Raw genomic sequence first — 13,107 nt, 5'->3', positions numbered from 1 at the left:
CGTCCATCGCGCGCTTACGTAACGCGTAGAACGACTTTCTTGAGATGCCGTGCTCGGCGCAGAACGTCGAGACCGCACCCCGCGGCGCGTCATCGGGCCACTGCGAGATCGCCAGCCGGACACGGGATCGATGGGTTCATTGACAGCCACCCCCGCAGCCTCGGTGCAGAAGTGTCACCACCAAGACCACCCGAAACGTCACCAATGTCCTGATGCAGAACTGTCACCCATGTCCTGAGACATGACATATGACAAGTCCATGCCGCAACCACTCCCCGAAGGTCTGATCGACCTTCTCCGCAAGCCCAGTCCGTGCTTCATCGCCACCCTCATGCCCGACGGGTCGCCTCAGCTGACCGAAACGTGGGTCACCACCGACGGCACCAACATCGTCGTCAACATCGTCGACGGCATGCAGAAGGCGCGGAACATCGCCCGTGACCCCAGGGTCGCGGTCAACGTCGTCGACCCCGACAACGTGTACGGCTACTACGCCGTACGTGGGCGCGTGGTGAAGACGACCACCGAGGGCGGACGCGAGAGCATCGACGACATCTCTCAGAAGTACCTCGGGACGCCGTATCCCTACTTCAGCGGCAACCCGAACGAGACCCGCGTCGTGATCACCATCGAGGCGGATTCGGTGAGTTCACCTCAGGGCTGAGGGTGCCCGATCCGCAAGAACTCCGCCACGTTGCTCAATTTCACCCGCGGCCGACCCAGCGGCCCACCGGCGTTGCGTTCGTGGGCGTCGATCAGCTTCCAGTGGTCGTTCGTCACCAGGTGAGGTTGACGGGACAGCAGCCAGTCGACGGTGTCCTCCGGGGCGTCACCCAATTCGGCGCCTGCGAGGTCGGCTAGCAGCGTCTCGACCGTGGCCGCCGAATCCTTCTTGTTGCTCCCGATCACGCCCGACGGACCGCGCTTGATCCAGCCCACCACATAGGAATTGGTGGTGCCGTCGACGCGGCCGTCGGTGTGCGGAATGGTCGCCGACCGCTCGTCGAACGGCAGGCCCGGCGTGGGTACGCCCCGGTATCCGACGGCACGGACCACCAGCTGAGCGGGCAAATCCTCGCGTGCGCCGGTGTCCTTGGCCACCAACCGGCCACCCTCGTCGACCAATTCGTTGCGCCCCAGCACGATCGAGGACACCCGCCCGTCACCCCGGATCTCGACCGGTGAGGTGTGAAACCGAAACACGATGCGCCGCTTGGCCCCTCGCAGGGGAGTGTCGGCATACCCCCGGAGCACCTTGACGTTCTGCCGAACGGTCTTTCCTGCCGCCTCCAGCTCGTCCTCGGAGATGTCGGCGAAGTCCGCCGGGTCGACGACCACGTCCACGTCGGCCATCGCCTCGAGGTCGCCGAGCTCGCGCAACTCGAGCGTGGTGAACGTGGCCTGCAGGGGACCCCGGCGACCGATCACCACCACCTCTTCGACCCCACGGGCATGCAACGACTCCAAGGCGTGGTCGGCTATGTCGGTGTTGGCCAGCGCGTCGGGATCGCTGACCAGGATGCGCGCGACGTCGAGCGCCACGTTTCCGTTGCCGACCACCACGGCCCGCCCGGTCGAGAGGTCCGGCGTCATCTCCTCGAAGTGCGGGTGGGCGTTGTACCACCCGACGAAGTCGACGGCGGCGACACTGCCCGCCAGGTCCTCGCCCGGGATGCCCAGCGGACGATCGGCCTGGGCTCCCACGGCGTAGATCACCGCGTCGTAGCGTTCGGCCAGCTCCTCGGCGTGAATGTGCTCACCCACCCGGACGTTGCCGAAGAATCGGAAGCGAGGGTCGCTGGCGATCTTCTCGAACTGGGCGCTGATGGTCTTGATCTTCGGGTGGTCGGGGGCAACGCCGGAGCGCACCAAACCCCACGGCGTGGGCAGCATCTCCAACATGTCGACCCGGACGTCCCTGGACTGATCGGAATCGACCGTCGAGTCCGCGAACTTCAGCAGCGAGGCGGCGGCAAAGAAACCAGATGGGCCGGATCCGACGATCGCCACGTGGTACGGACGCATGTACTAGCCCTCCAAGAGGAAGCCGATGGAGCCAGGTGCCAAGCCGATGCTAGACCGCCGAGGTGGAGTCGAGCATGAGGTTCGGCGGCGGTCGGTAACCTGATCTCCCGTGGATCCCGACCGGCAAGACGACATCACCGCGCTCGACACGACTCTGACGACCGTGGAGCGCGTGCTCGACGTCGACGGCCTCCGCGACCGCATCAAGACGCTGGAGGACGCGGCGTCGGACCCGAAGTTGTGGGACGACCAAGGCAATGCCCAGAAGGTCACCAGCGAGCTCTCCCACGCGCAAAGCGAACTGCGCCGCGTCGAAGAGTTGCGACAGCGCCTCGAAGACCTCCCGGTGCTCTACGAGATGGCGGCCGAAGAAGAGGGCGCCGGCAGCGCCGAAGCCCTCGAAGACGCCGACGCCGAGCTGGCCAAGCTGCGCGAGGACATCGCGGCCATGGAGGTTCGCACCCTGCTCTCGGGGGAGTACGACGAGCGCGAGGCGGTCGTGACCATCAGATCGGGTGCCGGTGGCGTCGACGCCGCCGACTGGGCCGAGATGCTGATGCGGATGTACATCCGCTGGGCCGAGAAGCACGACTACGGCGTCGAAGTCTTCGACACCTCCTACGCCGAAGAGGCCGGCATCAAGAGCGCCACGTTCGCGGTGCACGCGCCGTACGCCTACGGCACGCTCTCGGTCGAACAGGGCACGCACCGCTTGGTGCGCATCAGCCCCTTCGACAACCAGAGCAGGCGGCAGACCTCCTTCGCCGACGTCGAAGTGCTCCCCGTCGTCGACACCGCCGACCACATCGACATCCCCGACGGCGACGTGCGCGTCGACGTCTACCGCTCCAGCGGTCCCGGCGGCCAATCGGTCAACACCACCGACTCGGCCGTTCGACTGACCCACATTCCCACCGGTATCGTCGTGACTTGCCAGAACGAGAAGTCGCAGTTGCAGAACAAGGTGTCTGCGATGCGCGTTCTGCAGGCAAAGCTGCTCGAACGCAAACGGCTCGAAGAGCGCGCGGAGATGGACGCGCTGAAGAACGACGGCGGCAGTTCCTGGGGCAATCAGATGCGCTCCTACGTCCTGCACCCCTATCAAATGGTCAAGGATTTGCGTAACGACTTCGAAGTTGGGAATCCGGCCGCAGTACTCGACGGCGACATCGACGGGTTCCTGGAAGCAGGCATCCGTTGGCGCAATAGGAAAGATGACGACTAACACATTCTTGGCACTGAGTTGGGCCGACAGTTGGCACGATTTCTGGCGCGGCGACATCGGCGAATGGATCATCACCCGCGGTCTTCGGATCGTGATGCTGATCCTCGCCGCCATCCTCGCGGCCAGGTTCGTCCAGTGGACGGCGCGCAAGATCACGCGCCGCATCGACGCCGACTTCCGCGAGAGCGACGCGCTGGTGCGCTCGGAGACCACCAAGCACCGCCAGGCCGTGGCCTCGGTCATCTCCTGGGTCACGATCGCGCTGCTGTGCGTCATGGTCATCGTGGAGATCACCGACATCGTCGCGATACCGGTCGGGTCGTTGGTGGCGCCGGCCGCGGTCTTGGGCGCCGCCCTGGGTTTCGGCGCGCAACGCGTCGTCCAGGATCTGCTGTCGGGGTTCTTCATCATCACCGAGAAGCAGTACGGCTTCGGTGACCTGGTCGCGCTGACGGTCGCGGGTATCGCGCTGCCTGCCGAGGGCACCGTCGAGGACGTCACGCTGCGAGTGACGAAGCTGCGCTCCAGCGAGGGCGAGGTGTTCACCATTCCCAACGGTCAGATCGTCAAGACCGTCAACCAGTCCAAGGACTGGGCCCGGGCCGTGGTCGACATCCCCGTGCCGACCAGCGCCGACCTGAACAAGGTCAACGACGTTCTGCACAAGGTGTGCGACGACGCGATGAAGGACCATCAGATGGCGGCGCTGATGCTCGACAAGCCGCAGCTGATGGGCGTCGAGAGCATCGAGCTGGACACCGTCAACCTTCGAATGGTTGCCCGCACGCTGCCCGGCAAGCAGTTCGAGGTCGGCAGGCAGCTGCGCGTCCTCGTCGTCGCCGCGCTGAGGCGCGCGGGCATCGCGAGCCCGGCCGAGTCCGCACCGACGGTCGGTGCGCTGTCGCCGACGGCGACCTCGGCCATCGCCGAAGATCCCGCGGCCGGGGGTGACGGCAAGTGAAGTTCACGTTCCGCAAGACGGGCGAGGGACGCGAGTGGCCGGCCTACCTGCCCGGCGGTCGGGTCAGGACGTCGACGGCCGCCCTCATCGTCGCCTTCTGCTTCACGTGGTGGCTGCACTCCACCTACGCACCACCACCCCCGACGCCGCCCGCCGCCGAACAGGTCGTGCCGCCCGGGTACGTACCCGACCCGGAGTACACCTGGGTGCCGCGCACCAATGTCGAGACGACGCGGCCGAGGACGACCTACAGCACGCCGACGACCACCAGGACGACGGAGACGACGACCACCCCGACTGAGACCACCAGCGAAGCCGCGACGCCGACGACGAGCACGCCCGAGACGGCGACGACCGTCGTCGATCCCGACGGGCCGGGACCGCAGCCTCCGACGACTCTGACGCAGACGCCGATCACGTCGCCGGGGCAGCCCGTCCCGAACCGTTCGGGCACCTCGACGGCGACGACGACGGTGATCATGCCGGGCGTCACGCTGCCCGTGCTGCCGCCCCCGGCCCCCGGGTAGTCCGGCCCCCGGAGGAGGCACGGCTACACTGGCGTGCCGTGATGATCACCCTCGACCACGTGAGCAAACAGTACAAATCCTCGGCACGGCCAGCTCTGGACAACGTCTCGCTCAAGATCGAAAAGGGTGAGTTCGTCTTCCTCATCGGGCCGTCCGGATCGGGCAAATCGACGTTCATGCGTCTGCTCCTCGCCGAGGACACCCCGACGCACGGCGACATCCAGGTGTCGAAGTTCCACGTCAACAAGCTGTCCAGCCGGCACATCCCCGGTCTTCGGCAGGTTCTGGGCTGTGTGTTCCAGGACTTCCGGCTGCTACAGCAGAAGACGGTGTTCGAGAACGTCGCCTTTGCGCTCGAAGTGATCGGCAAGCGCTCCGACGTCATCAGCCGGGTAGTACCCGACGTGTTGGAGATGGTCGGACTGTCGGGCAAGGCCAACCGCCTGCCCAGTGAGCTCTCCGGCGGTGAGCAGCAGCGCGTCGCCATCGCGCGGGCGTTCGTCAACCGGCCTCTGGTGCTGCTGGCCGACGAGCCGACCGGCAACCTCGACCCCGAGACCAGCAAGGACATCATGGATCTGCTCGAGCGGATCAACCGCACCGGGACCACGGTGTTGATGGCGACCCACGACCATCACATCGTCGACTCGATGCGCCAGCGAGTCATCGAGCTCGAGCTGGGACGACTGATCCGCGACGAACAGCGCGGTGTCTATGGAATGGATCGGTAAGTGCGCTTCGGCTTTCTCGTCAACGAAGTCCTGACAGGGCTTCGTCGCAACGTCACCATGACGGTCGCCATGATCTTGACGACCGCCATCTCGATCGGACTGTTCGGCGGCGGATTGCTCGTCGTCCGCTTGGCCGACAGCTCCAAGGGGATCTATCTGGACCGCGTCGAGAGCCAGGTGTTCCTGACCAACGACATCTCGGCGAACGACCCGTCGTGCGACGGGGATCCCTGCAAGGCGGTGCGGAAGAAGATCGAGGACCGCACCGACGTGAAGTCGGTCAGGTTCCTCAACCAGAGCGACGCCTATGACGACGCGATCAAGAAGTTCCCGCAGTACAAAGACGTTGCGGGCAAGGACGCCTTTCCCGCATCATTCGTGGTGAAGCTCGACGACCCCGAACAGCACAAGGACTTCGACGACTCGCTGAGAACGCAACCCGGCGTGCTCAACGTGCTCAACCAGAAGGACCTCATCGACCGGCTCTTTGCGGTGCTCGACGGGCTGAGTGCGGCGGCGTTCGCCATCGCCCTCGTCCAGGCCGTCGGCGCAATCTTGCTGATTGCCAACATGGTTCAGGTGGCCGCGTACACCCGAAGAACGGAGATCGGCATCATGCGCTTGGTGGGCGCCAGTCGCTGGTACACCCAGCTGCCGTTCCTCGTCGAGGCGATGCTGGCCGCCCTCATCGGCGTGGTCATCGCCATCGGGGGGCTGATCCTGGTGCGGGCGCTGTTCCTCGAGAAGGCCCTCAAGCAGTTCTACGACGCCAACCTGATCGCCGAGGTCGACTACAAGGACGTCCTCTACTTCAGCGCGCCCATCATGTTGTTCCTCGGCTTGGCGATGTCCGGTATCACGGCCTACGTCACCCTGCGGCTGTACGTCCGGCGCTAGCGATGGCCAAGAAGTCGGCCGCGGAGGTCAAGAAGCACCGCAACAACCAGGTCGTCGCGACCAATCGCAGGGCGCGGCACAACTATTCGATCCTGGAGACGTTCGAGGCCGGCGTGGCGTTGATGGGCACCGAGGTCAAGAGCCTCCGCGAGGGGCAGGCCTCGCTGGCCGACTCCTTCGCCACCGTCGACGACGGCGAGGTGTGGCTGCGCAACCTGCACATCCCGGAGTATCACCACGGGTCGTGGACCAACCACTCACCGCGGCGCAACCGCAAGCTGCTGCTGCACCGCACTCAGATCGACAATTTGATCGGCAAGATCAGGGACGGCAACCTGTCGCTGGTGCCGCTGTCGCTGTACTTCCTCGACGGCAAGGTCAAGGTCGAGCTCGCCCTGGCTCGCGGTAAGCAAGCCCACGACAAGCGCCAGGATCTTGCCAAGCGCGATGCCGACAGGGAAGTGATCCGCGAACTGGGCAGGCGCTCCAAGGGCATGTGACCGGGCCCCTGACGGGTCCGGCCCTCGCGCTTCTGGCCGGAGTCGGCTACGGCGTCAGCGACTTCGTCGGCGGGATGGCGTCGCGGCGGGTCGACGCGCTCCGCGTGGTGCTGGTGTCCTACCCGGTGGCGCTGGTGTTGCTCACGGCGTTGTCGACCATGGTCGGCGGACACGTGTCGCCCCCGGCGGTGCTGTGGGGCACCCTGTGTGGGCTGAGCCAGGCGTTCGGAGTGTGGTGGTTCTACGCGGCGCTCGGCGCAGGCCCGATGTCTCTGGTGTCACCGCTGACGGCGGTGCTGGTCGCCGGTGTTCCCGTCGTCGCCGGCGTGACGTTGGGGGAGCGGCCCAGCGCGCTCGCCTATACCGGCATTGGACTGGCGCTGGTCGCGGTGGTGCTGGTGAGCCGGGAAGTGCGCGACGAGGATTCGACCGCGCACCGGTTCACGGCGAAGGTGGCGTGGCTGACGCTCGGCGCGGGCCTGGCGTTCGGATTGAACTTCGTGCTGATCGACCAGTCGCCACCGGACGCGGGGCTGTGGCCGCTGGTGTTCGCCCGGCTGTCGGCGAGTCTGATGGTCGTCGCGATCGCGTCGACGGCGGGCAGCCTGCGCGCCCCGACGGGGGTGCCGTTGAGGTTGGCGCTGGCGGCCGGCGTGCTCGACACCGTGGCGAACGTGTCGGTGCTTCTGGCGCTGCACGCCTCGATGCTGTCGCTGACCAGTGTCCTGGTCTCGCTGTACCCGGCAGGCACCGTGCTGCTGGCGTTGACGGTGCTCAAGGAAAGGATCACGCGGTGGCAGGCGGCCGGAATGGTGCTGGCAGTCGTCGCGGTCGGCTTGATCACCGCGGGGTAGTCCTGGGCAATCAGTACGATCGGACGTGCGCCGAGCGGAGGGGGTGGGGAATGGCCAGCGACGCCGTGATCCGGGAACTGGCCGCCGCCGTCGAACGGGCTCCCGACGCCGTCGAACTGCGGCTCCACCTCGTCGAGTTGTTGCTCGCCAAGGGCAGTTTCACCGAGGCCCTCACCCATTGCAGCGCGGCATTGGCGCAGGACGCCACCAACGCGGCGGCGCTGAGCCTGTTGCAGCGCTGCACCGCCGGTTTGGCCGCGGGGAGCGTGCCCGAGGCGGCCGCGCCACGTCCGACACCGGAGTTCAACTGGTCGGCCGCCGAGGAGGAAGTGTCCGACATCATCGGTCCCGCCTTCGTCGACGGCGACGGTGACATCGCCGACGGAATCGACGACGCCGACGTCGACGTGGTCCGGCGCAGCGAGGTCACCCTCGCCGACGTCGCGGGCATGCAGGTGGTCAAGCAGCGGCTCGAGGTGTCCCTGCTGGGTCCCATCCGCAATCCCGAGCTGATGCGCGCCTACAAGGTGAACGCCCGCGGCGGTCTGCTGATGTACGGCCCGCCGGGGTGCGGGAAGACGTACCTGGCCCGGGCCGTGGCCGGTGAGCTCGGGGCGAACTTCTATGCCGTCGGCATCGCCGACGTCCTGCAGCATTGGCTCGGAGACAGCGAGCGTGCGCTCAACCGCATCTTCGACACCGCCCGTCGCAATGCGCCATGCGTCCTGTTCTTCGACGAGGTCGACGCACTTGGCCAGCGTCGGGCGGCGCTGAGCAACAGTTCGGGCCTACGGGTCGTCGTCAATGCGCTTCTCGCCGAATTGGATACGGCCACCTCGTCCAACGACGGCGTGTACGTACTGGCGGCGACGAACATGCCGTGGGACGTGGATCCAGCGCTGCGCAGGCCGGGCCGCTTCGACCGGATGATCTTCGTCGGGCTGCCCGACGCCGAGGCGCGCGCCGCCATCGTGCGGATGAACCTGAGGGACCGGCCGGTCGAACGGATCGACCCCGCTGCGGTCGCGAAGCGGACCGACGGCTTCTCCGGGGCCGACATCGCCCACGTCTGCGACACGGCGACGCAACTCGCGATGGCGGACTCGCTGCGCGCGGGGGAGGTGCGTCCGGTCCGGATGAACGACGTCGACGCGGCGCTCAAGCAGATCCGGCCCAGCGCCGGCCCGTGGTTCGACACCGCGCGCAACGTCGTCGAATTCGCCAACGGTGACGGCACCTATGACGAGTTGGCGAACTACCTGCGCCGCAAGAAGATGCGTTGACCGCTGGCGGGGACACCGACGGCGTGGTCGCCCTCGCCACGGCGTACGCCGACGCCCGAAATCTCGACCGCGCCGAGCAGGTGCTCCGGGACGCCCTCGTCACGTCCCCCGACGACGCGGTGCTGCTGGCCAATCTGGCCCGGGTGCAGGTGCTCGCCGGGCAGCATGCCGCCGCCACTCAGAATGCCTTTGCGGCACTGACCATTTCGCCCGAGTACGGCTTCGCCATGCGGATCTATGCCGTGGCCCTCGACGGTGCGGGCTGGGTGGAGCAGGCGATGTACATGGCGTGGCGTGGCGTCACCGCCCAGCCGCACGATCCCCTGGCGCACTTCGTCTACGCCGAGATGCTAACCAAGGTCGGCCGTCCCCACGACGCCCTCGTGGTGATCGGCGAAGCGCTACGGCTGAACCCCGCCAGCGCCGACAGCCACGTCCTACGCGGCCAGATACTGGCCCGGCTCGGTCGAACCGACGAGTCGACGCAGGCGTACGAGCAAGCGCTGCACCTGGATCCGGCCAACGCGTCGGCCGTTCACAACATCGGCGTCAACCGCCTCGCCCGCAGCAAGTGGTCGGCGGCACTGAGCGGGTTCATGGGTGCCGCCCGGCTCGATCCGGAGCTCGGCGACCTGGCCCGCCGCAACATCGGCATCGCCTTGGCCCGCCTGCTCCGCTTGGCCACCGTAGGTGTGCTGCTGTTGGGATGGGTGATCGTCATCAGCATTCCCGCGGTGGGTCAGGGCACCACCCCGGATGTGGGTCACCGCATCGCCGTCGGCGTGTGCACCCTGGCGTTGGCGGTGTACGCGGCATGGCTCAGCCAAGTGGTGCCGAGCCGGACGTGGCGGTCGGTGCTTCGTGCCCAGCGGACCCTCGCCGCGCGGGCGATGCTGCTGATCGTGTCGATACCGCTTGGCGTGCTCGCAGTCGTCAGCACGGGTTTGACGGTCGTCGAGATTTGCGGCCCGGTGTTGCTGTTCGGCGCCGTCGTGATGACGTTGGTCGGGCGGTTCGCCGGCGGTTGAACGCCCGCGGGCGTCTAGGACCGGGGGGCGCGGACCACGGACAGGCCCGCCGCGGTGAAGGGCCCGGTCTGCGCGTCGGTCGCGGAGTCGTCGGTGATCAACGTCGTCCCCGGTGGAATTGGAGCCCACGCGTGGAACGGCCGACCGCCCAGCTTGTTCGCATGTGCCAGGACGTAGACGGTGCCAGCCCGCTCGATCATCATCTCCTTGAGCCGGGTCTGTTCGAGCTCGGCCTCGCAGATGCCCAGCTCGGCGTTGACGGCGTCGGCCCCGAGGAACGCACGGTCGAAGGTCAGCCGCTGCAAACTGGCTTCGGCGATGGGGCCGACGAAACCCTGGCTGAGATGGCGCAGCGTTCCCCCGATGCACTCGACGCGGACGTCGTCGGCGTCGGCGAGCGCTTCCAGTGCGGTCAGACCAGCGGTCACGACGGTCAAGCCCGCGACGTCGCACAGGTATTCGCCCATCGCGCCAACGGTGGTGCCGGCATCGAGCAGCACGGTCTCACCGGGTTGCACCTGCGTCGCGGCCCACCGGGCGATGTCGTGCTTGGCCTGGTAACCCTCCAGGGCACGTTGGCGCAGGGAGGATTCCGGCTGGGGGTCCAGCGCGATGGCGCCGCCGTAGGTTCGGGCGATGAGGCCCTCCGACGTCAACTGTCCGAGGTCGCGGCGGATGGTGGAGGCCGTCACCCCGAACTGAACCGAGAGCTCTTCGACGCTGGCCAGGCCGCTCGACCGCGCGAGATGAACGATCTCGGCGCGACGCGCCTGTGACCCACGTACCGCCATGTCGCCGCTTCCTATTCGACACTCATTGTGGTGCTTGCCATTTCAGCTGCCTGCCGCAGCGCCTCCACCATGCTACCGGCCTCGGCGATTCCCTTGCCGGCTATGTCGAAAGCGGTGCCGTGGTCGACGGAAGTTCGGATCACCGGCAGGCCGACGGTGATGTTCACCCCCGACTCGAGCCCCATCACCTTCACCGGCCCGTGGCCCTGGTCGTGGTACATGGCCACGATCAGGTCGTAGTCACCGCGCCCGGCGAGGAAGAACGCGGTGTCGGCGGGCAGCGGGCCGTGGATGTCCATTCCCTCGGCCACCAGGAGTTCGACTGCGGGCATGATCTTCTCCTCTTCCTCGCCGTAGCCGAACAATCCGTTCTCGCCGGCGTGCGGGTTGATTCCGCAGACGCCGATCTTGGGCTGGGGCACCCCGGAACGCACCAGCGCCTCGTGGCCGCGGCGGATGGTGCGCTCGACCAGGCCTGGTTCGATCCGCGCCACCGCGTCGATCAGCCCGATGTGGGTCGTCACGTGGATGACCTTCATCTTGGGCGTCGACAGCATCATCGACACCTCGTCGATGCCCGTGAAGTGTGCCAGCAGCTCGGTGTGTCCCGGGAACACGTGCCCCGCGGCGTGCAGGGCTTCCTTGTTCAGGGGCGCGGTGCAGATCGCCTGGACGTCACCGCGGACCGCGAGTTCGGCTGCCACACGGAGGTATTCGTAGGCGGCATGACCGGCGACGGCCGAGAGCTGACCCCACGGCAGGTCGGCGGGCAGCAGGTCGAGGTCGATCACGTTGATCCGACCCGGTGCCTGCTCGGCGGCGGCGACGCCGTCGACGCGGACGACGTCGGCGTCGAGGCCGAGGACGTCCGCCGCCTGAGTCAACCGAGCGGCGTCGCCGATGACGACCGGCGCGCAGAAGCCCATGGCCGTCTCGTCGAGAAGGGCGCGGACGATGACCTCCGGTCCGATGCCCGCGCCGTCACCCATGGTCACCGCGACGACGGGTAGGGGAGTGGTTCGTGTCAGGAGTGTCATGTCAGTGCCTTCGGTTGGGTGCGGACGGTGAGTGGCTCGGCGAGATGGCGAGCAATGTCGGTGAGGCTGAACAGGTCTCCGAAGCTTCCCGGTCTGGTGACCACGGTGCGTCCGTCGGACGCGACGGAGACGACGGCGCCATGGTGGACCTGATCCACCGGGTGCAGCGTGGTGAGTCCGATCGCGTCGACGACGGCGCGGGCGGTGGCGCCGCCGGTGAGCATCAGATCGGGTCTTCGCCGGCTCTGACCGGCCGCGACGAATCGGGCCAAGGCGACCGACACGGCGTCGGTTCGGTCCGGTCGCACGGCGCTGGCGACGGTGAGGACTACCGAACCGTCCTCGAGGGCCCGAGCGAGGTCGCCGGGATCGGCGAGGCCGTCGAGCAGGTCGTCGGCGTCGAGGGCGAGATGCCGGGTGCCCGTCCTCACCAGTTCGGTCACCTGTTGGACGGCAACGGGTTCGGCGGTGCCGACGACGGTGAGCAAGAGCGGTGATTCGCGTCGTGGTGCGACGCCGTCGGTGCCCGTGGGCAGCGTTCGTGCCACGGCGGCCGCCAGAGCCGACGTGCCCATCAACTGGACGCCTGGAATCGACCGGCTCGCTGCCAGGACGAGGTCGAGGTCGGCGTCCGTGGCGACGTCGCATACGGCTATCCGCCCGCCGGCGGCCGCCTGTCGGAGGCTGTCGGCCAAATTGGCGGTCGGGCTCGTCGTGACCGTCGGGTGGTCGGCGAACAGGTCGGCGAACGAGGCTGGGGGCGAGGAGAGTTCGGCGTGCCAGGCTCGGGTTTGGTGCAGGGGCACGCCCTCGACGTGCAGGACGCCGGCCCGCACCGTGCGGCCCAGCGCGGGCAACGCCGCGGCGACGACGACCGGGCCCCGCTCGGCGAGTACCTCGGCCCACGGACCGACGTGACCTCGTAACAGCGAGTCGACCTTCGCGAGGACGAGTGCGTCGGACGGGATGGCCTCGAGTGCGCTGCGGAGCGCGTTCTGCGCGTGCGTCGTCGCCAAGGCCCGGGTGTTCAGGTCGACGACCGTGACGCCGTCGAAGCGGACGTCAGCTGGTCCGAGATGCAGAGCTGGTGCGGACAGTCGCCCGAGGAAGGCGCTGGCGGCTTCGGCGGCGCCCGAGAGGTCGTCGGCGAGGATGGCGACGGGACGACGACATGCCACGTCACTCGTCATGTGATTCCCCGTCCCAACGTTTTGCGTGAACCGCGCAACCAAGGATAGCAATAGTGCG

The 13,107-nt window shown here is 67.4% G+C and carries 14 protein-coding genes; 10 read left to right on the top strand and 4 right to left on the bottom strand.

Annotated elements, in window-relative coordinates:
* The first annotated feature begins 259 nt into the window (after window positions 1–259).
* Window positions 260–664, top strand: a complete 405-nt coding sequence (locus H7K45_RS28275; protein ID WP_263999489.1) for a PPOX class F420-dependent oxidoreductase — start codon at window positions 260–262, stop codon at window positions 662–664.
* Here the strand turns inward: H7K45_RS28275 and H7K45_RS28270 are convergent.
* Window positions 655–2,025, bottom strand: a complete 1,371-nt coding sequence (locus H7K45_RS28270; RefSeq protein ID WP_263999488.1) for an FAD-dependent oxidoreductase — start codon at window positions 2,023–2,025, stop codon at window positions 655–657. The two genes, H7K45_RS28275 and H7K45_RS28270, sit on opposite strands and share 10 nt — an antisense overlap.
* A 109-nt stretch (window positions 2,026–2,134) precedes the next feature.
* On the opposite strand from H7K45_RS28270, the gene prfB reads away from it, so the two are divergent.
* From prfB to H7K45_RS28225, 9 genes are read left to right on the top strand one after another with little or no spacing between them, the layout of a single operon-like run.
* Window positions 2,135–3,250: a peptide chain release factor 2 gene (prfB, locus tag H7K45_RS28265; RefSeq protein WP_263999487.1), complete on the top strand. Its 1,116-nt coding sequence runs from the start codon at window positions 2,135–2,137 to the stop codon at window positions 3,248–3,250.
* A complete protein-coding gene (locus tag H7K45_RS28260) occupies window positions 3,240–4,211 on the top strand; it encodes a mechanosensitive ion channel family protein (protein ID WP_263999486.1) in 972 nt (323 codons plus the stop codon). Before prfB ends, H7K45_RS28260 begins: the two co-directional genes overlap by 11 nt.
* The gene (locus H7K45_RS28255) at window positions 4,208–4,738 is read left to right on the top strand and encodes an Rv3103c family proline-rich protein (protein WP_263999485.1); all 531 of its coding nucleotides are present in this window, start codon (window positions 4,208–4,210) and stop codon (window positions 4,736–4,738) included. The genes H7K45_RS28260 and H7K45_RS28255 overlap by 4 nt, the downstream gene beginning before the upstream one ends.
* A 41-nt stretch (window positions 4,739–4,779) precedes the next feature.
* Window positions 4,780–5,469 carry a cell division ATP-binding protein FtsE gene (gene ftsE / locus H7K45_RS28250; RefSeq protein ID WP_263999492.1) on the top strand — a complete coding sequence of 230 codons (690 nt, stop codon included), beginning with the start codon at window positions 4,780–4,782 and terminating at the stop codon, window positions 5,467–5,469.
* Window positions 5,470–6,366 carry a permease-like cell division protein FtsX gene (gene ftsX / locus H7K45_RS28245; RefSeq protein ID WP_263999484.1) on the top strand — a complete coding sequence of 299 codons (897 nt, stop codon included), beginning with the start codon at window positions 5,470–5,472 and terminating at the stop codon, window positions 6,364–6,366.
* 2 nt (window positions 6,367–6,368) lie between these two features.
* Window positions 6,369–6,866, top strand: a complete 498-nt coding sequence (smpB, locus tag H7K45_RS28240; RefSeq protein ID WP_263999483.1) for an SsrA-binding protein SmpB — start codon at window positions 6,369–6,371, stop codon at window positions 6,864–6,866.
* An 8-nt stretch (window positions 6,867–6,874) separates the two neighbouring features.
* Window positions 6,875–7,720, top strand: coding sequence for an EamA family transporter (locus H7K45_RS28235; RefSeq protein ID WP_276070684.1), 846 nt, complete (start codon window positions 6,875–6,877; stop codon window positions 7,718–7,720).
* Between the two features lie 50 nt (window positions 7,721–7,770).
* Window positions 7,771–9,003: an ATP-binding protein gene (locus H7K45_RS28230; protein WP_263999481.1), complete on the top strand. Its 1,233-nt coding sequence runs from the start codon at window positions 7,771–7,773 to the stop codon at window positions 9,001–9,003.
* A complete protein-coding gene (locus H7K45_RS28225) occupies window positions 9,000–10,031 on the top strand; it encodes a tetratricopeptide repeat protein (protein WP_263999480.1) in 1,032 nt (343 codons plus the stop codon). Before H7K45_RS28230 ends, H7K45_RS28225 begins: the two co-directional genes overlap by 4 nt.
* Window positions 10,032–10,045: 14 nt before the next feature.
* Here H7K45_RS28225 and H7K45_RS28220 read toward each other — a convergent pair whose 3' ends face one another.
* From H7K45_RS28220 to H7K45_RS28210, 3 genes are read right to left on the bottom strand one after another with little or no spacing between them, the layout of a single operon-like run.
* Window positions 10,046–10,822: a DeoR/GlpR family DNA-binding transcription regulator gene (locus H7K45_RS28220; protein ID WP_263999479.1), complete on the bottom strand. Its 777-nt coding sequence runs from the start codon at window positions 10,820–10,822 to the stop codon at window positions 10,046–10,048.
* Between the two features lie 11 nt (window positions 10,823–10,833).
* Complete coding sequence (gene pdxA, locus H7K45_RS28215; protein WP_263999478.1) at window positions 10,834–11,859, bottom strand: 4-hydroxythreonine-4-phosphate dehydrogenase PdxA; 1,026 nt, start codon at window positions 11,857–11,859, stop codon at window positions 10,834–10,836.
* Window positions 11,856–13,049 carry a four-carbon acid sugar kinase family protein gene (locus tag H7K45_RS28210; protein WP_263999477.1) on the bottom strand — a complete coding sequence of 398 codons (1,194 nt, stop codon included), beginning with the start codon at window positions 13,047–13,049 and terminating at the stop codon, window positions 11,856–11,858. The genes pdxA and H7K45_RS28210 overlap by 4 nt, the downstream gene beginning before the upstream one ends.
* Window positions 13,050–13,107 lie beyond the last annotated feature (58 nt).

Source organism: Mycobacterium yunnanensis (assembly GCF_025823185.1).
In the GTDB taxonomy this organism is placed as follows: domain Bacteria; phylum Actinomycetota; class Actinomycetes; order Mycobacteriales; family Mycobacteriaceae; genus Mycobacterium; species Mycobacterium yunnanensis.
This window is presented reverse-complemented; position numbering and strand designations above follow the sequence as displayed.